This is a genomic window from Streptomyces sp. RLB3-17, assembly GCF_007113425.2.
In the GTDB taxonomy this organism is placed as follows: Bacteria; Actinomycetota; Actinomycetes; order Streptomycetales; family Streptomycetaceae; genus Streptomyces; species Streptomyces mirabilis_D.
Map to the genome: position 1 here is coordinate 8212229 of NZ_CP041610.2, position 24300 is coordinate 8236528.

Consider the following 24300-nt stretch of genomic DNA (forward strand, 5'->3'; position numbering starts at 1 on the left):
CGCGGAGAACATGTGACCTACGCCGTATGGAGCCCGTACGAGTGCTCGATCGGCCGTCAGCCGTTTTAGGGTCTTGGCATGGTTCGACCACGGCGTATCGTCCTTGTCCGGCACGGCGAGTCAGCGGGCAACGCCGATGACACCGTTTATGAACGCGAGCCCGACCACGCTCTGGCGCTCACCGAGAAGGGGTGGCAGCAGGCGGAGGAGACGGGAAAACGGTTGCGGGAGGTCTTCGGGCGAGAGCGCGTAAGCGTTTACGTGTCGCCGTACCGCCGTACGCACGAGACGCTCCGCGCCTTCCACCTCGACCCCGAGCTCATACGGGTGCGCGAGGAGCCGCGGCTGCGCGAGCAGGACTGGGGCAACTGGCAGGACCGCGACGACGTACGCCTCCAGAAGGCCTACCGGGACGCGTACGGGCATTTCTTCTACCGCTTCGCGCAGGGCGAGTCCGGCGCCGACGTCTACGACCGGGTCGGCGGCTTCCTGGAGAGCCTCTACCGGAGCTTCGAGGCCCCCGACCACCCGTCGAACGTGCTCCTGGTGACCCATGGCCTTGCCATGCGGCTGTTCTGCATGCGCTGGTTCCACTGGACGGTCGCGGAGTTCGAATCGCTGTCGAATCCGGGGAACGCCGAGATGCGAATGCTCGTCCTCGGCGACGACGGGAAGTACACGCTTGACCGTCCGTTCGAACGCTGGTGTGTACCCGAGTCGTACGGGGACCCCGGGATAGAGTGGCAGGGCGATGACCTCTGATTCCTCTCCCGGCGGACGCCTGGACCGCGCCCTGGCCAGCCTGCGTGGACTCGCGGTGGGGGACGCGCTGGGCTCGCGGTTCTTCGTGCCCGTGAACTACCCGCTGCTCAAGCGACGCGAGCTGCCGTCCGGCCCCTGGCGGTGGACGGACGACACCGAAATGGCCTCCTCCGTAGTGGCCGTTCTGGCCCGGCACCGCCGCATCGACCAGGACGCGCTGGCCGGCTCCTTCGCCGAGCACCACGATGTCGACCGGGGCTACGGTCCCGCGGTCAACCGGCTGCTGGGGCAGATCCGCGAGGGGGGCGACTGGCGGGCGCTGGCGTCTGCCCTCTTCAAGGGACAGGGCTCGTGGGGCAACGGCGCCGCGATGCGGATCGCCCCCCTGGGCGCCTGGTACGCGGACGACCCGGAGCAGGCGGTCCACCAGGCGGAGATCTCGGCGTACACCACCCACCAGCACCGCGAGGCCGTCGTGGGCGCCATGGCCGTCGCCGCGGCCGCCGCCCTGGCGGCCGACCCGGCGAGCCCGCCGAGTGCCGAGGCACTGCTCGACGGCGTCGTCGCGCTCGTCCCGCGCAGCGCCGTGGGAGCCGGTCTGCGGCGCGCTCGCGACATGCTCGACTACGGGGACACCGCGACGGTCGCCGCCGTACTGGGCTGCGGGCGGCGTACGACGGCGCACGACACGGTGCCGTTCGCGCTCTGGTCCGCGGCCCGGGCCCTGGGCGACTACGAAGAGGGCTTCTGGTCGACCGCCCAGGTGGGCGGCGACATGGACACGACCTGCGCCATCGTCGGCGGTGTGATCGCCGCGGGCAAGGCGGGGGCGCCGCCGGGGGAGTGGGTGGAGCGGACGGAGAGCCTGCCGGGTTGGGTGCGGGCGGGGGCGTAGGCCGCGGGGACGGTTCGGTGACGCCGGAGAGTCCCCTGCGGAACGCGGTGCCCGGGCAGGGTCCGGGGTGGGCGTCGTGCGGCACGGACGCGGCTCCGGGCGTCCCGAGGCTCGTGGGGTAGCGCGTCGCACGGGTCGATCGCCGGCGCCGTACAGCGGTGCGCTGCTGGGCCGCCTGCGATGCCGTACCCCTGCCTGATGGTCCTTCCTTGGTGTCGGCCCGCCCGCAGCACGGCTCGCCCTTGGTGCCGCGCCGCGAGCCATAGGGCTCACCCCGGTCCCGTGGTGCCGCTCGCGGGGCCGCACAAGCTGCTGTACCGCTGGCTGCGGGGGCCGGACCCCCTGCCGTACCGCTGACTGCGAGGCCCGGACCCCCTGCCGTACCTCCGGCAGGGGCCGCCCTCGATGCCGTAAGACCTCGAAGGCCGCCCCTGGCGCCGTACAGCTGCTCGCGAGGCCAGGCCCCGGGGTGCCGTTCCGCTGCGGATGGCCGGACCGTGGTCCTCGCCTTCCGTATCCCGGACCGGGGACCGGCCCCCGCAGCCCCCCGCCAAGCTTCGGCGGGCCGCCTCAGCCCGCGGCGGGCCCCGCCGTGCCCGAGAGGGCCTCCAGGTCGCTCTTGCGGACCCGGATCACCAGCGCGGCGGTGGCCAGGGCCAGTACCGCCATCGCGACGGCCGGGATGAAGGCGGTCGAGATGCCCTGGGCGAGCACGTCGTGGCCCCACGGAGCGGGCAGCTGGTGGGTCTTGGCGAACTCCGCCTTCTGCTCGGGCGAGCCGTTGGCCAGGAACTTCGGCAGCTGCTTCTCCGCCTCGTCCCGGCTGGCCGAGCCGAAGACCGTGGTCAGGATGGACAGACCGAGCGAACCGCCCACCTGCTGGGTGACGTTGAGGAGTCCGGACGCGGCACCCGCCTCGTGCTGGGCGACGCCGGAGACCGCGGTCAGGGTCAGTGTCACGAAGTTCAGGCCCATGCCGAAGGCGAAGAGCAGCATCGGGCCGAGGACCCCGCCGACGTACGTGCTGTCCGGGCTCATGAAGGTCAGCCAGCCGAGCCCGAGCGCGACGAGGGCGGAGCCGACGACCATGAACGGCTTGGGCCCGAGGACCGGCAGGAACCGCTGCGAAAGCCCCGCTCCGATGCCGATCGCCGCCGTCACGGGCAGGAATGCCAGACCGGCCTGGATCGGGCTGTAGCCCAGCACGTTCTGTACGAACAGGACGATGAAGAAGAACATCCCGAACATCGCCGCGGCCAGACTGAGCATGATCACGTACGTGCCGGAGCGGTTGCGGTCGCCGAACATCTTCAGCGGGGTGATCGGTTCCTTCGCCCGGGTCTCGATGAACGCGAAGCTCAGCAACAGGACCAGCGCCGTGGCGAACGACCCGATCGTGAGGCTGTCGCGCCAGCCGTCCTCCGCGGCGCGGATGAACCCGTACACCAGGGAGGCCATACCGGCCGTCGAGGTGAGCGCGCCCGCCACGTCGAAACGTCCCGGATGGCGCTCGGACTCGTTGATGTACATCGGGGCGAGCACGGTGATCAGCACACCGATGGGCACGTTGACGAAGAGCACCCAGCGCCAGTCGAGCCACTCGGTGAGCATGCCGCCCGCAAGCAGCCCGATGGCGCCGCCGCCCGCGGAGACCGCGGCGAAGACGGCGAAGGCCCGGTTCCGTTCCGGGCCCTCGGGGAAGGTGGTGGTGATGAGCGCCAGCGCGGTGGGCGACGCTATCGCGCCACCCACGCCCTGGAGGGCCCGCGCGGCCAGCAACTGCCAGGGTTCCTGGGCGAGTCCACCGAGCAGCGAGGCGAGCGTGAACAGCATGATGCCGGTCATGAAGACCCGGCGCCGACCGAGGATGTCACCCGCGCGGCCGCCGAGAAGGAGCAGGCCACCGAAGGTGAGGGTGTACGCGCTGATCACCCAGGTCAGGTCGGTCGTGCTGAATTTGAGCGCGTCTTGAATGTGCGGGAGGGCGATGTTCACAATCGTCGAGTCGAGTACCACCATGAGTTGGCAGGCCGCGATGACGGCGAGTGCGATGCCGGGGTGTCCCTCCCGGCGGGCCGCTCCTGGCTTTGGATCCTGGATCAACTGAGAGGTTTGAGAGGTTGTCACTATGGTTCCCCCACAAGTGCGTTAGTGAACGCTCGCGTTCACTGTTGCGGCAACGGTAGTGAGTCCCCGACAGTGAACGCAAGCGTTCACTGAAGTCGCTGCCCCGTGTCGCCACTTGACCGCCCGCTCTCCCCGAACTCCCCGCTCCCCCATGCACAACGGAGACACTCAGATGGTTACTTCGCGTTGGACGGCCGCTCCCGCTCAGGCGGCCTCCCTGCGCCGACGCGGTGCCGTGCTCGAACGCGCGATCCTCGACGCCGCGCTCGAGCAGCTCAGTACGGTCGGCTGGAACGGCCTCACGATGGAAGGTGTCGCCGCCCGGGCCCAGACCGGCAAGGCCGCGGTCTACCGCCGCTGGCCGTCCAAGGAGGACCTCGTCGCGGACGCGCTGAAGGCCGGACTGCCGAGCCTGACGGAGGCCCCCGACCTCGGAAGCGTCCGGGACGACCTGCTGGAACTGTGCCGACAGGTGCGTGAGGCGATGTACTCGCAGCCCGGATTCGCGCTGCGCTCAGTGCTTCACGAATGCGATGTGGCGCAGGCGGAACGCTTTCAGAGTCTGATCGTCGGAGGGGTCATCGAGCCGACCAAGCATCTGCTGCGAGAGATCGTCGACCGTGGAATCGAGCGGGAAGAGGTGCGACCGGACGCCGCGAACTCCTACGTCTTCGACGTCATTCCGGCGATGATGATGTATCGCTCGAAGGTGTGCGCGAGCGAATGGGGTGAGCGGGATCTGGAGGAGATGATCGACCAGCTGATGGTCCCGCTGCTGCGACGGGCGGGGCCCTGAGCGACCACGGCCCCGCCACCAGCACGAACCAGCCCCACGACCGTCCGCGGACCAACGACGCGAGGGTCCAGGAACCGACGACGAAACCTGGGTGTCGCGAGAGGCTCGGGGCGGCGTAGGCTGAGGGCGCCATGCCGTACGAACCACCGACTCACACCGTCGAGCGCTCCCTCCGCGCCACGACCGGAGCGAAGATCATTGCCGGTGTCGACGAGGTGGGCCGTGGTGCGTGGGCCGGCCCGGTCACCGTCTGCGCCGCCGTCACGGGACTACGCCGCCCGCCCGAGGGCCTCACCGACTCCAAACTCCTCACCGTCAAGCGCCGTACCGTGATGGCCGCGGAGTTGGAGAAATGGGTGACGTCGTACGCCCTGGGGCATGCCTCTCCTGAGGAGATCGACGACCTGGGGATGACGGCCGCGCTGCGCCTGGCCGCGGTGCGGGCCCTGGAGGCCTTGCCCGTCCGCCCCGACGCGGTCATCCTCGATGGGAAGCACGACTACCTCGGGTCGCCGTGGCGGGTTCGCACGGTGATCAAGGGTGACCAGTCCTGCGTGGCCGTCGCGGCGGCCTCGGTGATCGCCAAGGTTCAGCGCGACAAAATGATGGCCGAACTGGGTGTCGACCATGCAGACTTCGGGTTTGCGGCCAACGCCGGGTATCCGTCTCCGGTGCACAAGGCCGCACTGGAGGAACGGGGCCCCACTCCGTACCACCGGCTGTCATGGGCGTATCTTGATGCGCTGCCCCAGTGGCGGCACCTCAAGAAGGTCCGCAGCTGGGCGGACGGAAGCGGTCCGGAGATCGAAGGTCAGCTCGGCTTCGATTTCTGACGGTTCCGCTCGCACTCATGTGCCACCCGCCGACGCGAGTCGCACCGGCGTTTGATAAATATCAGCTCATGCCTCTCATTCCCGAGGAGCCTCAGATTCACGAGAGTGCCCAGGGTCCCCGCGCGACTCCGGCCAGTGGCCGCACCGCGCCGACCCCCCGTCCCGTACCCGGTCCCCGTCCCGCGGCTCCGCCGCGTCCCGGACGTCCGGGACCTGTCCGGCCGATGCCGGCCCAACGCACCCCGCGTGAGCCGGTCGTGGCCACGCCGGGGTCATCCGCCTCGGCGGCCGCGCCCGCTGCCGCCACCCCACAGATCCAGCTGATCCCGGCCTCGGTCGAGGGTGCGCTGGACGCCGCCGAAGAAGCGGTCGACCTGCTGTTGGAGTCGGGCCGAGCCCCCGGTGAGGTGCTGGTGATCACCACCGGCGAACCGCATCCGTGGGCCGCGCACGAACTCTCCTTCGGCGAAGCCGCCTACTGGGCGCAGCACGACGCGGGCGACGACGTCTTCTACGCCGACGCCTCCGTCGCGGGCCGGGCCGCGTCCCGTCCCGTGGTCGTGGTCGCCGTCAACGGCGGTCCGGACGCTGCCGCCGCCACCGCCCTGCCCTTGGCCCTCGGCCGGGCCGGCGCCCTGCTGATCGTCTGCGGCGACCCGCAGCAGATCAACTCGGTGCTGGGCGCCGGGGTCTGAACGAATCCCGGACACCGTCCGGGATTCGCTCGGGCGAGGTTCGGGGCGATGCCTAGGGCGTGATGCCCAGGGCGTGATGGTGGTGCCACTACGGCACCACCTGTACGGCGGTCTTTTTGGCGTGCCTGCAGTGAGTGTGCCTGTGGTTCATGGCCCGAAGTGAGTGCTTGCTCGTCGAGGTCGTGGTGACGGCGGTGCCGTCTCTGACGGCGGGGTGTCTCCCCGGCGCACGTCGGCGTCGGACGGCCCGGTGGTCGTCCGCATGTTCCGGAGGGGCGTGTACGCCGCTGGAGCGGGCGCGAGCGCTATGGCACTGCCCCTGCCCGGTCCCGCCGCGCCGCGGGGCCCCACGGCGCGGGCGGACGCGCTCGGACCCCGGGGACGAGTGCCCCTCAGGGGGCCTGCAAGGCGGGTCGGTGCCTGGGCGGGCGCCGAGGCCTCACGGCCGCGGGCGACTCAGCGGGCTGCCGCCCGGCGCAGCACCTCCGACGCGGCGCCCCCGGTGCGCGGGAGCGGCGGCGGTGCCTCGGTCAGGGCGAAGGACTCCGGTGGGGAGTCCGCGCTCGGACGGCGTCCGCCACGGCCTTCGCCGAGTACCTGCCAGCCGTCGTGCGTCAGCGTGATGTAGGCCCCGCAGCGCAGCCCGTGGAGGGTGCAGGCGTCCCGCAGCCCCCACATCCACGCCCCGTCCTCCTCGGTCCACCGTGCGTCGCCCTCGCGGCAGTAGAGCAGCACCGCCGTGCGTACCGGGGTGCGGCGCCGCAGGTCGTGCGGGATCACCCGGCGCAGCTGCGCCAGCAGGGAGTTGCGGAACATCCAGCCGTCGGCCGGCACCGACCGCCGGGTGAACGAGGCGCTCGCCCGTAGCCGTTCGTCCGCGTCGAGGACGGCCACGACGGCGGTCGTGGGTCTCGGCCGGTGCCGTGCGTGCAAACCGCTGACGACCTCCCGGGGATTGCGCAGCAGCGGAATCCCCGCAGCGGCCCATTCGGCGGGTTCGAGCATACGGGTCAGTGGGTTGGCGGAAGCGGCGGACAGATCGGCAGACGTCGACATGGATGCCGCCGAGGACGGAGCGAATCCGAAGGTCACGGTCCTCCCTTCGGCTACGCGCCCACACAGCGGGCGGGGTCGGACTTGGGGGAGCGCACGCCGCAGCAGAGCCCTACCGGATCACGGGCGAGCCGTGCGGGGAGCGGACCTCAATTCTTCCTGTCGAACTTGGCTGCGGCAACGAGCAATTGGGGCCACCGACCGTTTTCCGGCTATACGTCGTGTATATCCCTGCCCACTGTTCTTGTCCGCGACACGTGGGTCACGCCTGCACGGCCAGGACCAGCGGCAACACCCCCTGCGCCCCGGATCGCCGCAGCATGCGCGCGGCGACCGCGAGCGTCCAGCCCGTCTCGGTGGCGTCGTCCACGAGCAGCACGGGACCGCCCGCTTCCTTGAGGGCGGCTGCCAGCGCGGGCGGCACGGCCAGTGCCCCGTCGAGTGCCTTGAGCCGCTGGGCGCTGTTGCTCCGGGAGACCTGTGCGACGGCCTCGCCGACGTACTCCACGGACCCCAGCAGCGGCAGTCGGCCGACCTCCGCGATCCGTGCGCCCAGCGACTGGATCAACTGTGGACGTCTGCGCGAGGCCATGGTGACGACGCCGACCGGGCGCGGCTGCGCGTCGGGCTGCCCGGAGGCCCAGCCGCCGGGCCCCTTCGCCCAGTCGGTCAGGACGCCGACCACGGCCTTCGCCACATCGTCCGGCACGGGTCCGTCCGGTGCCTGGGGTGTGAGCATCGGCCGCAGCCGGTTGCCCCAGCCGATGTCCGAGAGCCGCCCCAAGGCGCGCCCCGGTGCCGCTTGTTCGCCCGCCGGGATTCGCCCCTTCAGGTCGACGCCGACGGCCGGCAGGCCCGTGGGCCACATCTTGCGGGGGTCGACGTCGACACCGGCGCGGCCCAGCTCGCCGTTGGCCGCGTCGAGTGCGGTGGGGGACACGGACGCCTCGAACCGGGTTCCCGCACAGACGTCGCAGCGCCCGCACGGCTTCGCCAACTCGTCGTCGAGCTGGCGCCGCAGAAACTCCATCCGGCAGCCGGTGGTCGACACGTAGTCGCGCATCGCCTGCTGTTCGGCGGCCCGCTGCTTGGCGACCCAGGCGTAGCGCTCGGTGTCGTACGTCCAGGGCACGCCCGTGGAGATCCAGCCGCCCTGGACGCGCCGCACCGCGCCGTCCACGTCGAGCACTTTGAGCATCGTCTCCAGACGGGACCTGCGCAGCTCCACCAGGGGTTCGAGGGCGGGCAGCGAGAGCGGCCTCTCGGCGCGGGCCAGGACGTCCAGGGTCCGGCGCACCTGCTCCTCCGGAGGGAAGGCGATCGACGCGAAGTACTCCCAGATCGCCTGGTCCTCCTTGCCCGGCAGGAGAAGCACCTCGGCGTGCTTCACCCCGCGGCCCGCGCGCCCCACCTGCTGGTAGTACGCGATGGGGGAGGAGGGGGAGCCCAGGTGCACCACGAATCCGAGGTCGGGCTTGTCGAAGCCCATGCCCAGCGCGGAGGTGGCGACCAGGGCCTTGACGCGGTTGGCGAGGAGGTCCTCCTCGGCCTGCTGACGGTCCGCGTTCTCCGTCTTTCCGGTGTACGAGGTGACGGTGTGCCCGCTCTGGCGCAGGAACGCGGTGACCTCCTCGGCGGCGGCCACGGTGAGTGTGTAGATGATGCCCGAGCCCGGCAGGTCGCTCAGGTGCTCGGCGAGCCAGGCCATCCGGTGGGCGGCGTCCGGCAGTCGCAGCACACCGAGGCTCAGGCTCTCCCGGTCCAGCGGTCCGCGCAGGACGAGTGCGTCGGTGCTGGCGCCGGTGCCCAGCTGTTCGGCCACGTCGGCCGTCACGCGCGCGTTGGCGGTCGCGGTGGTGGCCAGGACGGGGACGCCCGGCGGGAGATCGGCCAGCATCGTGCGCAGCCTGCGGTAGTCCGGCCGGAAGTCGTGTCCCCAGTCGGAGATGCAGTGGGCCTCGTCCACCACGAGCAGGCCGGTCGCCGCGGCCAGCTTGGGCAGCACCTGATCGCGGAAGTCGGGATTGTTGAGCCGCTCCGGGCTCACCAGGAGCACGTCGACCTCGCTCGCGGCCACCTCGGCCTGGATCGTCTCCCACTCCTCCGTGTTCGACGAGTTGATGCTCCGCGCGTGGATGCCGGCACGGGCGGCCGCCTCCACCTGGTTGCGCATGAGGGCGAGGAGCGGCGAGACGATGACCGTGGGCCCGGCGCCCCGCTCGCGCAGCAGCGCGGTGGCGACGAAGTACACGGCGGACTTGCCCCAGCCCGTGCGCTGCACGACGAGGGCTCTGCGCTTGTCGGCCACCAGGGCCTCGATGGCGCGCCACTGGTCCTCGCGCAGCCGGGCCTCGCCCGCCGGGGCGCCGACAAGGCGGGCGAGTACGACATCGGCCGCGGCGCGCAGGTCGGCGTTGGGCAGGTCCGTGTGGGTCGGGGGGAGTGGGTCGTCGTTGCTCATGGCCCCATGCAACCCGATGGGTCGGACATAGCGCGAACGAGGCCACCTGGTTGTGGACAAGTCATGTCGTGGTCATGGCCAGGGTTATCCACAGGGCAAAGCGGAATTTCAAGATCCGCGGGATGGTCACGGCATGACGAATCACAGCGAAGCGGCCGGCATGTCCGGTGACCGTGACATCAGCGGGCGCGGTCGGCACGGGGGAGACAGCGCGGGCCACGCGCCGAGCGGGCGCGGCGGACGGGGCGCGCACGATGGGCGCGACCTGCCCGGTCAGCACCAGGTGACCTTGCGCACACCGGCCGAACTGGCCGATGCCCTGCCCTACCTGCTCGGCTACCGCCCCGAGGACAGCATCGTGCTGGTGGCCCTGCACGACGGGGAGAGGCGCGGCCGCTTCGGCGGGCGGGCACGGCTCGGCATCCCCGCCCACGCGGACGACTGGCCGTCCGTCGCCGATCAGCTGGCGCAAGGACTGGTGAAGGGAAGCGAGCGCAGAGGGGCACGGCCCGAGAGCATGGTCGCCTACCTCTGCCAGGAGCCGGGGACCGGGGAATCGGGACGGGACGTCATGGAACGTCTGCGGCCGCTCGCGCAGTTTCTGCGCACGGCCTGCGGTCGCCTCGACGTCCCCGTCATCGAGGCCCTGTGCATCTCCGACGGCCGCTTCTGGTCGTACTGCTGCCCCGGCCAGGGGTGCTGTTCGTCCGAAGGGCATCCGATGGGACTGCCCGGCACCTCCGTCCTGGCCGCCGCCGCGACCTACGCCGGCCTCCAAGTGCGCGGATCGCTGAGGGAGTTCACCGCTCGGTTCATTCCGTGGGAAGGCGCGGCCGCACGGGATCAGCAGACCGCGCTCGACACGGCGAGCATGGCCCTGGTTCCCAGGATCCTCGACGGCGAGGGCCGCGCGGAGGTGGCCGAGGAGACGCTCGGACTGGCCCGGCAGATCGTGAAGCGGTTCGCCGACGCCCCGCCCGTGTCCGGCACACGCCCGGCGGACCTCCGCGACGACGGCCTCCTGGAGCACGACGAGGCCGCCACCCTGATCCTCGGACTCCAGGACCGCGCAACCCGTGACCGCGCCGCCGAGTGGATGGAGGGTGACGAGGCCGGCCCCGCCCTGCGCCTCTGGCGGGCGCTGGCCCGCCGCTGCGTCGGCCCCTACGGCGAGCACGCGGCGGCACCCCTCACCCTCGCCGGGTGGGTCGCCTGGTCGACCGGTGACGAACTGGAGGCTCGCGAGGCCCTGGCCATGGCGCTCGGCGCCGATCCCGACTACCTCTTCGCCCGCCTTCTGCACCAGGCGTGCAACGAGGGCCTCGACCCGGAGTCGATCCGCCGCTGCCTGCGCACGGAGCGCACCGGCCGGAGCGGGGCGGAAGCGGAACAGCCATCGGGTCCCGATCGCCCGACGCCACGCGATGTCGCCGAGCCGTCGGGCACCTCGAACCGACGTCGGCGCAGGGCACGCACGGCGGGGACCGGGGCATCGCGCGGAAGCGGGCGTCACCCCGGGGCGGGCAGCCTCCGCCGGCGTCGGCCCACCGATGAGGCCGCGCCCGGCGGGGAGGGACCTGGGCGCACGCCTGAGGCGGCGAGCGAAAGGGCACGTGCCCACCGCAAGGGCGGTCGGCGGGTTGTGGGGGAGGAGACGTGAGCGGGGTGAGCGGAGCGGATCGACGATTATCGGGTCGGGTGACACCTGAGGTGCCCCAGGCACCGGATGTCACCCCACTTGACGCGACGGCATACCCCAGCGCGCGCGGCACGGGCGGACGGCGCGCGGCGGCACACCCCAACCCGCGCGGCACGGGCGGACGGCGCGCGCCTGCGATCTCCAAGCCCGAACCCTTGGCCCCCACCGCATCCGTACCAGCCGTCCGCGGTATGCCCGGCCGACCATCCCACCGCCATTCGGTCTGCTTGCCCGGCCCAGGGCGTGACCTTGGACGGGGCCGTTCCGTTCACCTGTGCGGCGGTACCCGTGGCTGGGCCGCGCCGCCGAACACCCTCGCCCCTCCGGAGCCCCCAACCCGGCGCCGAGCGTGCCCCAGGCGCACTGACCGAGGAAGCCACATGCCCCTGCCCGTTCCCCCCTCCGATCCCGACGGCGCCCTCCCGCCGGCGCGCAGGCCCGCTCAACCCTTCCCGCGTCGCGCCGGTTCACAGACCCCGTTCGCAGGAGTCGAGAGCACTTTGAGCCCCTTCGCGGGCCCGGGCGGTCCGGCGGCTCGCCACACCCCGCTTCCCGGGCCGCGCCGGACCACGGACCTGCCACCCGTGCACAACGCCCTGATCTGCGTCGCCCTGCCGGGACTGGCGATCTCCACGGACCAGGGGCAGCTGACCGGCCGCGGGCTGGAGGGGTTCTACCGCGCCGGCCGCCGGACGCTGTCCCGCTGCCAGGTGCGAGTGGCGGGGCGCGAACCGCTCGCCGTACAGGCCCGGATGGTCGCCGCATACCGAGCCCGCTTCGTCGGGACGGTGCGCGCCTCCGCCGACGGCGGCCCGGATCCCGACGTGATCGTGGAGCGGACGCGCGACGCGGACGGCACGGAACGGATCACGCTGCGCAGCGCCTCCCCCCGCGCCCTGCGCGTGCCCGTCGAGGTCGCCCTCGCTACGGATCTCGCGGAGCTCGGCTCCGTCGCCTCGGGCCGAACCGGGCCCGAACTGCCCGCCAGCGTCCACGACTCGGGCCTGCGATGGTCCTGTGCCACCGGTAGCTCGATCGTCACCGCCGACCCACCGCCCGCCGACGCCCTGGCCTCCGCGGGACTGCTCCGCTGGGAGTTCGAACTGCCACCCGGTGGCACCCGGAGCGTGGAGTTGAGGGTGCGACCGGGCGGTGCGTGGCCGGCCAGAGCTGTCGGCCGCGTCGCCACGAGCCCGCTCTCCGCCGCGCGGGCCACCGGCGACGACCCCAGGGTCCAGGCGCTCATGGACACCTGCGTCGAGGACCTCCGGGCGCTACTGCTGCGCGATGCCGCCCACCCGTCGGACACGCACCTCGCGGCGGGGGCGCCGTGGCGATGCGGCCTGGCGCCGGCCGAGGCACTGGTCGCGGCCCGGATGACACTGCCACTCGGCACCCGGCTCGCCGCGGGCACGCTGCGGACCCTCGCTCGCAGCCAAATCGCGGGCCCCGGAGCGCAGTCCGGCCTGATCCCCGGCCCGCGCCGGGACGCCGGCCCGCACCTGCCTCCGGGCTGCACGGCCACCGAGGCGACCCTGCTGTTCCCGGTACTGCTCGCGGAGGCCAGGCGCTGGGGACTTCCGGAGCAGGAGACCGAGGAACTGCTGCCCGCGGCCGAGCGGTGCCTCGCATGGCTGCGTACCACCGTCGGTGACGGCGTCTATCTGCCCGACCCGCACCCCGGCGGTCCGTTCCGCTGCGAGACGCAGGCGCACGCCCACCGCGCGGCACTGCTGGGCGCCGATCTGCTCGACACGTACGGCCGGCCGGGTGGCGAGGGACTGGTGCAGTGGGCCCAGGAACTGCGGACCGCGTTCCGCGGGGACTTCTGGGCCGAGGACCGGGGAGGCGGCAGACCGGCGGCCGCCCGGGCCCCGGACGGGCGCCTCGTACCCCACCTCGGCGCGAGCACCGCCCACCTCCTCGACACGGGGCTGCTCGGCTCCGGCGTGTTCGCCCCCGGCCTCCTCGACAAGGCGCAGACCGAGCAGCTCGCACGGCTGCTCGGCGGCCCGGCCATGGACTCAGGCTGGGGTCTGCGCAGCCTGGGTGCCAGAGAGGCGGCGTACAACCCCTTCGGACATCGCGGCGGCGCCGTGCGCGTCCAGGAGACCGCGACCGCCGTCACCGGCCTGGTCACCGCCGGCTACGAGAAGGAGGCGAGCGCTCTGCTCCGCGGGCTGCTGGCCGCCGCCGAGACCTTCGGAAACAGACTGCCCGAGATGTACGCGGGAGAGCAGCGCACGGAAGGCGGCGCCCCGCTCCCGCACCCCGCTGCCTGTCGGCCTGCGGCCACGGCGGCGGCCGCCGGGGTGCTGCTCCTCACCTCCCTCGCGGGCATCCGCCCCGACGCCCCGGCCCGGACGGTGACACTGCGCCCGGTCGGTAGCGCGCCGCTGGGCGAGATCGGACTGACGGGACTGCGGATCGCGGGCGCCGCGTTCTCCGTGCGTGTCAGCAGACTCGGTCTCGCGATGGTGGAGGAGGCGGCCGACGGGCTGCAGTTGGGTGTGTGACCTCGCGCGACGCGTCCTCGGACGGCGACCGGCGGCGGCCGGTGGGACCCGTACAGGACGGAAGTGGATCATCAGTGGATGCGACTGACGAAGGGCGTGTTTATCGTCAGGCAGACGACTATGATCGCGGCATGCCCTACGACCCGTCGGCCTTCCCGCCCTTTGCCGTGACCGTGGACCTGGTCGTGCTGACCGTCCGTCGCCATGCCCTGTGTGCGCTGGCGGTACGGAGGGGGGAACAGCCTTTTCAGGGACGATGGGCACTCCCGGGCGGCTTCGTACGGCCCGACGAGGACCTGGCACAGGCGGCCGCGCGCGAGCTGGTCGAGGAGACCGGACTGCGCGCCCACGACCCGTCGGCCCCGGCACAGGACAACGGCGCGCACCTGGAACAGCTGGCGACCTACGGCGACCCCAAGCGCGACCCGCGGATGAGGGTGGTCAGCGTCGCCCATCTCGCGTTGGCCCCCGATCTGCCCGCGCCCAGGGCCGGAGGCGACGCCAACAGCGCGCGCTGGGCGCCCGTGGAGGAGTTGCTGCAACAGGGCGGTTACGGCCGCGACGGAGAGCAGGCGGCACCCCTCGCCTTCGACCACGCCCAGATCCTCTCGGACGGGGTGGAACGCGCCCGGTCCAAAATCGAGTACTCGTCGCTGGCCACCGCCTTCTGCCCGTCCGAGTTCACCGTCGGAGAGCTGCGCCGCGTGTACGAGGCTGTGTGGGGGGTGGCACTCGACCCGCGCAACTTCCACCGCAAGGTGACGGGCACTCCGGGGTTCCTCGTGCCCACGGGCGGCACGACCACGCGCCAGGGCGGCCGACCCGCGCAGCTGTTCCGCGCCGGCGGCGCCACGTTGCTCAATCCCCCGATGCTGCGCCCCGAGGTCTGACGAGGGCGGATCGGCTCACGGGGCGCGTCGCACCGAAAGAGTGGAGAGAGCTGCCTCGGATGAGCCGCAAGGTGCCCGAAAAACCGTAAATGTCACGCTATCTTGCTGTGAGTGATCCAGGCCATCGGATTGACCAGCACCCCCCGCAAGGAGCTTCCCCCCGCCGTCGACGACGTGTCCTTCGAGGCGCGCCCGGGTCGTGTCACAGCGCTCCTCGGAGCCCCCGGCGCGGGCAAGACGACGACGCTGAGGCTCATGCTCGAACTCCAGCGGGGCCGTGGAATCACCTACTTCAGAGGCCGTCCACTGCACCGGATCGCCCATCCCTCGCGTGAAGCCGGTGTGCTCCTGAGCGAGGTGCCGGGCCATCCCGCTCGTACGATCCGCGGACAGCTCGGCATGGTGTGCGCGGCCGTCGGTGTCCCGATTCGGCGCGTCGACGAAGTGATCGAAGTCGTCGGGCTCGTGAGCCTGTGCGACGAACGGCTGGGCACCCTGTCGCGCGGTATGGATCGCCGTCTGGGCCTGGCCTGTGCGCTGCTGTCCGATCCGCACGCCCTCGTCCTCGATGATCCCGCCGGCGGGCTCTCCGTCGCCGAAGGTCGTTGGCTGCACGAGATTCTGCGGGCGCATGCGGCCCACGGAGGCACCGTTCTGTTCAGCACGGACGACCCCAAGGAGGCCGCTCGGACGGCCGACCGGGTCATCACGCTGGAGGGAGGCCGGCTCGTCGCCGACCAGGAGGCCGCGGACTTCGCCCGCACCCGACTCCGCCCCCGGGTCGCCGTCCGCAGTCCGCACGCCGCCCGCCTCGGAGCCCTGCTCGCCAAGGAGGCCCGCGCCGCGCAGCGTTCCGTCGAGGTCGTGCGCGAGGACGGAAACCGGCTCTCGGTGTACGGCAGCACCTGCGCCGACATCGGCGAGACCGCCTTCCGGCACGGCATCCTCGTACACCAACTCGCCGACGAGACCGGCGACATGGGGCCACGTGCCACGCTCCCAGCCGAGGGTCTCGCCTCCGCGACCGTAGTCGCCTCTGTCCTCCTGACCTCTGCCTCCGCGACCTCCACCCTCACGGACGATGCCCTCACGGACGATGCCCTCACGGACGATGCCCTCACGGACGACGCCCCCACGGACGACGCCTCCACGCAGGACGCCCCCGCTACCGACGAACCCGCCACCGCCGTAGCCGCGACCGGGGCGCACACGCCCGACGAGCCGGGGCCGACGGCCGAGTCGCGGACCCGTGCGGCCGCTTCGCCGGGCGCGCGCGACCTGCCCCAGCTCCCGCCCCCCATCGCCGTACGCCAGGCACCGAGCCCACTGCGTCCGCTGCGCTACGAACTGCGGCGCGCCACCGGAGTGGGCACCGGCTACCTCACTTCGATCACCGTGCTGGTCTCCTCAGCCCTGCTGTCCGTACTCCTGGCCAGAATCGGTCACACACCCCAGCCGCGGCTCCTGGCCGCCTGGCCGCGGGACTGCCCCCTGCCACCCGCGGCGCTCGGGGCGGGACTGCTCGGGGCGCTCGCCTTCGGCGAGGAGTTCCGCCACCCCGCCCTGGCCGCGGACCGCGGCACCGTCCCCCGCCGCCTGGGACTGCTCGCCGCCAAACTCCTCGTCGCCTCGGTCACCGCGCTGGCGCTGGCCGTCCTCACGGTGGGCTGCGACCTCGAAATGCTCTATCTCGTCTACGGGCGAGACCTCGCCGGAGTTCCCGCGGACTGGCTTTCGCTGAGCGCGAGTTGGATCGGCCTCACGGTGGGCTGCGCCTGGGCGGGAGTACTGGCGGCGGGCATCTTCCGGTCCACCACCGCCGGGCTCGCGGCGGTGCTCGCCGTCCCGGTCGTGGTCGTACCACTCGTACAAAAGACCTTGACGGGTCCGTCCGTGCGGAAAGCGGCCGGGTTTTCCGAGCGACTGCGCGAGCTCCTGCTGATGCAATGGCCGTTCGGGGGAGCGCGCTATATCGCGGCCGGGGCGCGCCTTGTCGCCCAACCCGTCGGCAGTGCCCTGATGTTGTCGCTGACCGCTCTGCTCTGCGCGTATCTGCTCACGACCCTGCGAAGCAGGGTGCGATGACGACCGTCCTTACCCTTCCGTTCTCGCCGTGCGCACAACTCCCCGGAGAACGCCCATTTCTTTCCGATAAGGCGTCAATTGCGACGCGGTGAGCGATCACCCTTTCGTGTGCTTTTCACCAAAGACCTCAAGGGAGTTGGAGACAGCGCCGACAAATGATCCGTGAGTACCCTTGCGCACACCATGATGACCGCCGCCCGCTCCTCAGACTCCGGCCTGGCCGGCCCGGGCGGACTCGACCGCTACCCCTACGCCGAGGGCCCTGGTGCCGAACGCGTCGGCGCCTCCGCGTGGGAGGGCGCGGACCCGGAACTGGGCCGCGTCGGCCGACGCGCCGCGGGCAGCCGCGGACGCGGACTGCACGGCCAACTCGTTCAGCAGCTGGGTCAGATGATCGTCTCCGGCGACCTGGGCGCGGACCGTCCGCTCGTCCCCGAGGAGATCGGACAACGGTTCGAGGTCTCCCGTACCGTCGTCCGTGAGTCGCTCCGCGTCCTGGAGGCGAAGGGGCTGGTCAGCGCCCGCCCCAACGTCGGCACGCGCGTGCGTCCCGTCAGTGACTGGAATCTTCTCGACCCGGACATCATCGAATGGCGGGCCTTCGGGCCGCAGCGCGACGACCAGCGGCGCGAGCTGAGCGAGCTGCGCTGGACGATCGAGCCGCTCGCCGCGCGTCTGGCCGCCGGGCACGGGCGCGAGGAGGTCCAGCAGCGTCTCGGAGACATGGTCGAGATCATGGGCCACGCCATGGCGCAGGGTGACTCGCTCACCTTCTCGCGGGCCGACGCGGAGTTCCATTCGCTGCTCATCCAGGTATCGGGCAATCGCATGCTGGAGCACCTTTCCGGGATCGTCTCGGCCGCGCTCCAGGTCTCCGGAGGCCCCGTCACCGGCTGCGACCGACCGAACGAGACCTCCTTGACGCACCACGGCCGGATCGTCGACGCCTTGGCCGAGGCTGACGGCGCGGCGGCCGAGGCGGCCATGCGGCAGTTGCTCGCCGTTCACCCCGAGGTGGAGCGCGTGGTGCCCGCGCCGCGCGAGCACTGATCGCGCCCCGAGGGCGGCGCGGTCGGGGGGCGTGTGCCCTCTCGTGGCATCGCTTGGTCGGCGGAGCATCCCCCGCCGGACCCCGTCGGATCCTTCCGGGATCCGGCGGGATCCGGCGGTGTGATGAAGGTGATCAAGCCATCGGTTGAGGTGATGAACCCATCGGTTTGAGGTGATGAGTCCATCGACTGACCTCCTCTGAACGTGTCTGGCCGCTTTTGGGCACTTACGGGGTGTGACTCGGGCCACGCAGATTGGGCGTAACGCTCTTCGGAACTGCGCGATGACCTAAGAGGTGACAGCCGAGGAGGGAATACAGACGCCGTTTGCGGCGCTGTGCATCTTCCCGGCTCCCGCCCGCGCCGTCGACCCATCCCCAAGTCGGCGGTCGTCGGCTCCTGTCCGCAGTGGACGGGGCCGGAAGCCGTTTTCCAACGTTCCGAGAGGTTGTTCGTGTCGGCCAGCACATCCCGTACGCTCCCGCCGGAGATCGCCGAGTCCGTCTCTGTCATGGCGCTCATTGAGCGGGGAAAGGCTGAGGGGCAGATCGCCGGCGATGACGTGCGTCGGGCCTTCGAAGCTGACCAGATTCCGGCCACTCAGTGGAAGAACGTACTGCGCAGCCTCAACCAGATCCTCGAGGAAGAGGGTGTGACGCTGATGGTCAGTGCCGCGGAGCCCAAGCGCACCCGAAAGAGCGTCGCAGCGAAGAGTCCGGCCAAGCGCACCGCCACCAAGACGGTCGCGGCGAAGACGGTGACCACCAAGAAGGCCACCGCCACCACCGCCCCGGCGGTGCCCATGGCCGACGATCCGGCTGAGGACGCGTCCGCCAAGAAGGTCGCCGCCAAGAAGACGGTCGCCAAGAAGGCCGTCGCGAAGAAGACGGTCGCCAAGAAGGCCGTCGCCAAGAAGACCACCGCCAAGAAGGACGACGTCGAGCTGATCGACGACGAGGCGGTCGAGGAGACCCCGGGCAAGCCCGGTGCCGAGGAGCCCGCCGAGGACGGCGCCCAGGGCTTCGTCCTGTCCGACGAGGACGAGGACGACGCGCCCGCGCAGCAGGTCGCCGCGGCCGGCGCCACCGCCGACCCGGTCAAGGACTACCTCAAGCAGATCGGCAAGGTCCCCCTGCTCAACGCCGAGCAGGAGGTCGAGCTCGCCAAGCGCATCGAGGCCGGCCTGTTCGCCGAGGACAAGCTGGCCAACGCCGACAAGCTCGCCCCCAAGCTCAAGCGCGAGCTGGAGATCATCGCCGAGGACGGCCGTCGGGCCAAGAACCACCTCCTGGAGGCCAACCTCCGTCTGGTGGTCTCCCTGGCCAAGCGCTACACCGGCCGCGGCATGCTGTTCCTGGACCTCATCCAGGAGGGCAACCTCGGTCTGATCCGCGCGGTGGAGAAGTTCGACTACACCAAGGGCTACAAGTTCTCCACGTACGCCACCTGGTGGATCCGTCAGGCGATCACCCGCGCCATGGCCGACCAGGCCCGCACCATCCGTATCCCGGTGCACATGGTCGAGGTCATCAACAAGCTCGCGCGCGTGCAGCGTCAGATGCTCCAGGACCTGGGCCGCGAGCCCACCCCGGAGGAGCTGGCGAAGGAACTCGACATGACCCCTGAGAAGGTCATCGAGGTCCAGAAGTACGGCCGCGAGCCCATCTCGCTGCACACCCCGCTGGGCGAGGACGGCGACAGCGAGTTCGGTGACCTCATCGAGGACTCCGAGGCCGTCGTCCCGGCCGACGCGGTCAGCTTCACGCTCCTCCAGGAGCAGCTGCACTCCGTCCTCGACACCCTGTCCGAGCGCGAGGCGGGCGTCGTCTCCATGCGTTTCGGTCTCACCGACGGTCAGCCGAAGACCCTCGACGAGATCGGCAAGGTGTACGGCGTCACGCGTGAGCGGATCCGTCAGATCGAGTCGAAGACGATGTCGAAACTGCGCCACCCGTCGCGTTCGCAGGTGCTGCGCGACTACCTCGACTAGGTCTCGACCGTACTGTCGCCGAGGGCCCGACTCCCGATGGGGAGCCGGGCCCTCGGCGCACGCATGGAGTGCGCGCTGCCGTCCGCTGGATCACTCTGGGTTTTCCATGACCATCCCAGAGTGAGGAACGCGCATGCGCCGTCCTTTCGCCCCAGTACTGGCCCTTGCGGCCGCCGCGGCCCTCATACCGCTGGCATCCCCCGCCCAGGCCGCGACCGACGACATCGTCATCGGGGGCCATCCGGTCGACATCGCCCAGAGTCCGTGGACGGTCGCACTGTCCAGCCGTGACCGGTTCGGAGGAACGCGGGCCGGGCAGTTCTGCGGGGGCGTGGTGATCGGCCCGTCGCAAGTGCTGACCGCGGCCCACTGCCTGAGCCCGCTCGTGCTGGGGGTACCGCCGCAGCAGATGCACGACTTGAAGATCATCGCGGACCGCACCGACCTGCTGTCCGACAAGGGCAAGGAGATCCCGGTGCGCGACACCTGGGTCAATCCGCAGTACGACGCCGTCACGAACGCCGGTGACTTCGCCGTGATCACCCTCGCCTCCCCGCTGCCCCAGAGCTCGGTCATCCGTATGGCCTCCTCAGGGGATCCCGCGTACGCACCCGGCACGGTCGCCACGGTCTACGGCTGGGGCGATACGACGGGCACCGGCAACTACGCGCACGGTCTGCGGTCCGCGGGCGTGAACGTACTGTCCGACTCCGTCTGCGAGCGGGCGTACCCGGGGAGTGAGAACGGAACCTATCAAGCCACTTCCATGGTGTGCGCCGGGGCGGCCGCGGGCGGGCGGGACGCCTGCCAGGGGGACAGCGGTGGCCCGCTGGTGGCCCAGGGGCGGCTGATCGGCCTTGTGTCGTGGGGCAGCGGCTGTGGGCAGGCCGGAAGCCCCGGGGTCTACACACGGGTCTCGGACGTCGTCAAGGCGCTCGGCAAGCGCCGCTGAGGGCGTGGGGGGGAAGCGGTACGGACCGCACCGGGTCGCGGATCACGGGGCGCCGGGTGAAAGGAACCGGGTGGCGCGTGGGGGGACTGATTCGCGCCGGTGACGAATGGAGGTGCGCTGGAGCGGTACGGACCGGTGGCCCGTCAACGTGCGCCGGAGCGGGCCGGTGGCGCGTGAAGGTGCGCGGCAAGGGTGTGACGCGTTGACGTGCCTGAGCACGGCGCCTGTCGCCTCCGCACGGGGCCGTGAGGCTCCGGGCGGTGGCGCACCGCCAAGAAGCGGTACGCATACGGGCGGTCACCCCGAGTAGCAGGGGTGACCGCCCGTACACCGGCCTATTGCCAGAGCTGGCTCGTCGTCGTTGACGCGAAGTGTCAGTGCTCTTCGTCGTTGGACGTTGCCGGGACCGACGTCAGTCGCTCCGTCTCGTCCTGTATCTCAGCGGCGATCTTCTTGAGTTCCGGCTCAAACTTGCGCCCGTGGTGGGCGCAGAAGAGCAGTTCACCGCCGCTGAGGAGGACGACGCGCAGATATGCCTGGGCGCCGCAACGGTCGCAGCGGTCAGCGGCCGTCAGCGGGCTCGCGGGGGTCAGAACAGTAGTCACGTCGCCTCTTCTCTAGCTCGACGAGCTGTCGTACCAGGGTCAACATCCAACCAGGCCGAAAACGTTCCCGCTCGTGGCTTTTCCTCGAAAAATTCTTCCGGGGCGGCTGTCTGCTGCCGGGTGGCGGCGAATGAGCCGTATTACGTGTCTTTGTGTCTTACGGGTTCGCGCTGTCTGTCAGGGTCAGTCCTCCCCGGCTGGCTTGCCGGTTGTTCATGAGGACGTGCCCGGAGCCTAAATGGTTCATGCCTGGAAGGGAACGTGATATGTACTTCACTCCATCGAGGGATCGAACACCCATGCGAGCCTGGACTAGTCTGAGTTCATGCGAGGGTGGCGTTACAACGGCTCTACCAGGCCTCGGTACCCTCTGAGCGGAGACCGAAGCCGACCCCTTACCCACAAGGGTCCCATCTGAAATTCAGCGAGGAGCGAACCGCGTGACCGCCGACACGTCCGTGCCGTCCACAGCGTTGCTGACCGGAGCAGACCGGGACGGTTCCAACTACACCGCGCGGCACCTGCTCGTCCTCGAGGGGCTCGAGGCCGTACGCAAGCGCCCCGGCATGTACATCGGCTCGACCGACAGCCGCGGTCTGATGCACTGCCTGTGGGAGATCATCGACAACTCCGTGGACGAGGCCCTCGGGGGCTACTGTGACCACATCGAGGTGATCCTGCACGACGACGCCTCGGTGGAGGTGCGGGACAACGGCCGCGGCATCCCGGTCGATGTGGAGCCCAAGACAGGCATGTCGGGCGTCGAGGTCGTGATGACCAAGCTGCACGCGGGCGGCAAGTTCGGAGGCGGCTCGTACGCGGCCTCCGGCGGTCTGCACGGCGTGGGCGCCTCCGTGGTGAACGCGCTCTCCGCCCGTCTGGACGTCGAGGTGGACCGTAGTGGCCACACCCATGCGGTGAGTTTCCGGCGCGGCACCCCGGGAGCGTTCAAGGCGGACGGTCCCGAGGCCGCCTTCGACGCGAGCAGCGGTCTGCGGAAGCTGAAGCGGATCCCCAAAACCCGCACCGGCACGCGCGTGCGCTACTGGGCCGACCGCCAGATCTTCCTCAAGGACGCCAAGCTCTCCCTGGAGAACCTGCACCAGCGCGCCCGCCAGACCGCGTTCCTGGTGCCCGGCCTGACCATCGTCGTCCGTGACGAATACGGGCTCGGCGAGGGCGGCAGCAAGGGCGAGGAGTCCTTCCGCTTCGACGGAGGCATCAGCGAATTCTGCGAGTACCTGGCCGCCGACAAGCCTGTCTGTGACGTCCTCCGCTTCTCCGGGCAGGGCACCTTCAAGGAGACCGTCCCGGTCCTTGACGACCACGGGCAGATGACGCCCACCGAGGTCACCCGTGAGCTCGGCGTCGACGTGGCGCTGCGCTGGGGCACCGGTTACGACACGAACCTCAAGTCGTTCGTGAACATCATCGCCACGCCCAAGGGCGGCACCCACGTCGCCGGCTTCGAGCAGGCCGTCGCCAAGACGATGAACGAGGTGCTGCGGGCCAAGAAGCTGCTGCGGGTCGCCGAGGACGACATCGTCAAGGACGACGCGCTGGAGGGCCTGACCGCCGTCGTCACCGTGCGCCTCGCGGAGCCGCAGTTCGAGGGGCAGACCAAGGAGGTCCTCGGCACCTCGGCGGCCCGCCGGATCGTGACGAACGTGGTCTCCAACGAACTCAAGGCCTTCCTGACCACCACGAAGCGGGACGCGGCCGCGCAGGCCCGGGTCGTGATGGAGAAGGCCGTGGCTGCCGCGCGTACGCGGATCGCGGCCCGTCAGCACAAGGACGCGCAGCGTCGCAAGACGGCCCTCGAGTCCTCCTCGCTGCCCGCCAAGCTCGCGGACTGCCGCAGCGACGATGTCGAGCGCAGCGAGCTGTTCATCGTCGAGGGAGACTCCGCGCTCGGCACCGCCAAGCTGGCCAGGAACTCCGAGTTCCAGGCGCTGCTGCCGATTCGCGGCAAGATCCTCAACGTCCAGAAGGCGTCCGTCACGGACATGCTCAAGAACGCCGAGTGCGGCGCGATCATCCAGGTCATAGGGGCCGGGTCCGGGCGGACGTTCGACATCGACGCGGCGCGGTACGGGAAGATCATCCTGCTCGTCGACGCCGACGTCGACGGTGCGCACATCCGGATTCTGCTGCTGACGCTCTTCCAGCGGTACATGCGGCCGATGGTCGAGGCGGGGCGGGTGTTCGCGGCGGTGCCGCCACTGCACCGCATCGAGCTGAGCCAGCCCAAGAAGGGCCAGGACAAGTACGTCTACACGTACTCGGACCGTGAGCTGCGCGAGACGCTGCTGGAGCTGCAGCGCAAGAACGTGCGCTACAAGGACTCGATCCAGCGTTACAAGGGTCTTGGCGAGATGGACGCCGATCAGCTGGCGGAGACGACGATGGACCCGCGCCACCGGACGCTGCGGCGGATCAATATCTCCGACCTGGAGGCGTCCGAGCAGGTGTTTGACCTGCTGATGGGGAACGATGTCGCTCCCCGTAAGGAGTTCATCTCCAGCTCTGCGGCGACGCTGGATCGGTCGCGTATCGACGCGTAGGCGCTGCGGCGGCGGTGCCGGGTGGCTGTGGTGGGTCGGGGCCGTGGCGGTACGTCGAGCCCGTCGCCGCTGGATCAGGCGTGGGCCGGGCAACGGAGCCGCTGCTCGATCCGGGCGTGAGCGACGGGCTTGCGACGCACCGCCACGGCCCCTTCCGTGGGGGCCCGGCTGTGGGGCTGGGCGTGCCGTTCCCCGCGCCCGAGAGAAGCGTTGGCGCGCCTCTTTCAGCCCGTCCGGCGTTTGAGGACGAGGTCGTTCAGGCCGACAGGGGAGTTTTGGGGGCGCAGCCCCCAGGGATGGGACGGGTAGGGGCGGCGGGGGCGAGACA

General features: G+C 70.9%; 17 protein-coding genes. 13 read left to right on the top strand and 4 right to left on the bottom strand.

Annotated elements, in window-relative coordinates:
* Positions 1-78 precede the first annotated feature (78 nt).
* Both FNV62_RS37015 and FNV62_RS37020 read left to right on the top strand, forming a co-directional pair.
* Positions 79-762: a histidine phosphatase family protein gene (locus tag FNV62_RS37015; RefSeq protein ID WP_067375240.1), complete on the top strand. Its 684-nt coding sequence runs from the start codon at positions 79-81 to the stop codon at positions 760-762.
* Complete coding sequence (locus tag FNV62_RS37020; protein WP_054229882.1) at positions 752-1657, top strand: ADP-ribosylglycohydrolase family protein; 906 nt, start codon at positions 752-754, stop codon at positions 1655-1657. Before FNV62_RS37015 ends, FNV62_RS37020 begins: the two co-directional genes overlap by 11 nt.
* A 570-nt stretch (positions 1658-2227) precedes the next feature.
* On the opposite strand, the gene FNV62_RS37025 is transcribed toward FNV62_RS37020, so the two are convergent.
* A complete protein-coding gene (locus tag FNV62_RS37025) occupies positions 2228-3784 on the bottom strand; it encodes an MFS transporter (RefSeq protein ID WP_143628389.1) in 1557 nt (518 codons plus the stop codon).
* A gap of 172 nt (positions 3785-3956) precedes the next feature.
* Here FNV62_RS37025 and FNV62_RS37030 point away from each other — a divergent pair, with 172 nt between their 5' ends.
* The 3 genes from FNV62_RS37030 to FNV62_RS37040 all read left to right on the top strand — a co-directional run bounded on the left by FNV62_RS37030 (position 3957) and on the right by FNV62_RS37040 (position 6108).
* Positions 3957-4580 (top strand): TetR/AcrR family transcriptional regulator, encoded by a 624-nt coding sequence (locus FNV62_RS37030; RefSeq protein ID WP_079090248.1) that lies wholly within the window; start codon positions 3957-3959, stop codon positions 4578-4580.
* 131 nt (positions 4581-4711) lie between these two features.
* Positions 4712-5413 carry a ribonuclease HII gene (locus FNV62_RS37035; protein WP_054229885.1) on the top strand — a complete coding sequence of 234 codons (702 nt, stop codon included), beginning with the start codon at positions 4712-4714 and terminating at the stop codon, positions 5411-5413.
* Between the two features lie 68 nt (positions 5414-5481).
* A complete protein-coding gene (locus FNV62_RS37040) occupies positions 5482-6108 on the top strand; it encodes a hypothetical protein (protein WP_143628391.1) in 627 nt (208 codons plus the stop codon).
* Between the two features lie 456 nt (positions 6109-6564).
* Here FNV62_RS37040 and FNV62_RS37045 read toward each other — a convergent pair whose 3' ends face one another.
* Positions 6565-7200 (bottom strand): hypothetical protein, encoded by a 636-nt coding sequence (locus FNV62_RS37045; protein WP_143628393.1) that lies wholly within the window; start codon positions 7198-7200, stop codon positions 6565-6567.
* Between the two features lie 223 nt (positions 7201-7423).
* Positions 7424-9622 carry a RecQ family ATP-dependent DNA helicase gene (locus tag FNV62_RS37050; protein ID WP_143603132.1) on the bottom strand — a complete coding sequence of 733 codons (2199 nt, stop codon included), beginning with the start codon at positions 9620-9622 and terminating at the stop codon, positions 7424-7426.
* Positions 9623-9755: 133 nt separating this feature from the next.
* Between FNV62_RS37050 and FNV62_RS37055 the strand changes: the two genes are divergently transcribed.
* The 7 genes from FNV62_RS37055 (at position 9756) to FNV62_RS37085 (ending at position 20803) form a co-directional block, all read left to right on the top strand.
* Positions 9756-11282: a DUF4192 domain-containing protein gene (locus tag FNV62_RS37055; RefSeq protein ID WP_143603133.1), complete on the top strand. Its 1527-nt coding sequence runs from the start codon at positions 9756-9758 to the stop codon at positions 11280-11282.
* Between the two features lie 539 nt (positions 11283-11821).
* Positions 11822-13837, top strand: coding sequence for a glycogen debranching N-terminal domain-containing protein (locus FNV62_RS37060; protein ID WP_399223009.1), 2016 nt, complete (start codon positions 11822-11824; stop codon positions 13835-13837).
* A 131-nt stretch (positions 13838-13968) separates the two neighbouring features.
* Positions 13969-14727 carry an NUDIX hydrolase gene (locus tag FNV62_RS37065; RefSeq protein WP_054229890.1) on the top strand — a complete coding sequence of 253 codons (759 nt, stop codon included), beginning with the start codon at positions 13969-13971 and terminating at the stop codon, positions 14725-14727.
* Between the two features lie 111 nt (positions 14728-14838).
* Positions 14839-16812, top strand: coding sequence for an ATP-binding cassette domain-containing protein (locus FNV62_RS37070; protein ID WP_143628395.1), 1974 nt, complete (start codon positions 14839-14841; stop codon positions 16810-16812).
* A 162-nt stretch (positions 16813-16974) separates the two neighbouring features.
* Complete coding sequence (locus FNV62_RS37075) at positions 16975-17862, top strand: FadR/GntR family transcriptional regulator (RefSeq protein WP_159064415.1); 888 nt, start codon at positions 16975-16977, stop codon at positions 17860-17862.
* A gap of 453 nt (positions 17863-18315) precedes the next feature.
* On the top strand, positions 18316-19851 hold the full coding sequence (locus FNV62_RS37080; protein ID WP_060894398.1) for an RNA polymerase sigma factor: 1536 nt from the start codon (positions 18316-18318) through the stop codon (positions 19849-19851).
* Positions 19852-19984: 133 nt separating this feature from the next.
* A complete protein-coding gene (locus FNV62_RS37085; RefSeq protein ID WP_143603135.1) occupies positions 19985-20803 on the top strand; it encodes a S1 family peptidase in 819 nt (272 codons plus the stop codon).
* 374 nt (positions 20804-21177) lie between these two features.
* On the opposite strand, the gene FNV62_RS37090 is transcribed toward FNV62_RS37085, so the two are convergent.
* A complete protein-coding gene (locus FNV62_RS37090) occupies positions 21178-21408 on the bottom strand; it encodes a hypothetical protein (RefSeq protein WP_054229894.1) in 231 nt (76 codons plus the stop codon).
* Positions 21409-21848: 440 nt separating this feature from the next.
* Here FNV62_RS37090 and FNV62_RS37095 point away from each other — a divergent pair, with 440 nt between their 5' ends.
* Positions 21849-23972, top strand: a complete 2124-nt coding sequence (locus FNV62_RS37095; RefSeq protein ID WP_054229895.1) for a DNA gyrase/topoisomerase IV subunit B — start codon at positions 21849-21851, stop codon at positions 23970-23972.
* Positions 23973-24300 lie beyond the last annotated feature (328 nt).

What these genes read in the sequence shown, in the direction of transcription:
- FNV62_RS37015 (WP_067375240.1), top strand. Translation starts at nt 79, where the DNA reads ATGGTTCGACCACGGCGTATCGTCCTTGTCCGGCACGGCGAGTCAGCG.
- FNV62_RS37020 (WP_054229882.1), top strand. Translation starts at nt 752, where the DNA reads ATGACCTCTGATTCCTCTCCCGGCGGACGCCTGGACCGCGCCCTGGCC.
- FNV62_RS37030 (WP_079090248.1), top strand. Translation starts at nt 3,957, where the DNA reads ATGGTTACTTCGCGTTGGACGGCCGCTCCCGCTCAGGCGGCCTCCCTG.
- FNV62_RS37035 (WP_054229885.1), top strand. Translation starts at nt 4,712, where the DNA reads ATGCCGTACGAACCACCGACTCACACCGTCGAGCGCTCCCTCCGCGCC.
- FNV62_RS37040 (WP_143628391.1), top strand. Translation starts at nt 5,482, where the DNA reads ATGCCTCTCATTCCCGAGGAGCCTCAGATTCACGAGAGTGCCCAGGGT.
- FNV62_RS37050 (WP_143603132.1), bottom strand. Translation starts at nt 9,622, where the DNA reads ATGAGCAACGACGACCCACTCCCCCCGACCCACACGGACCTGCCCAAC.
- FNV62_RS37055 (WP_143603133.1), top strand. Translation starts at nt 9,756, where the DNA reads ATGACGAATCACAGCGAAGCGGCCGGCATGTCCGGTGACCGTGACATC.
- FNV62_RS37065 (WP_054229890.1), top strand. Translation starts at nt 13,969, where the DNA reads ATGCCCTACGACCCGTCGGCCTTCCCGCCCTTTGCCGTGACCGTGGAC.
- FNV62_RS37085 (WP_143603135.1), top strand. Translation starts at nt 19,985, where the DNA reads ATGCGCCGTCCTTTCGCCCCAGTACTGGCCCTTGCGGCCGCCGCGGCC.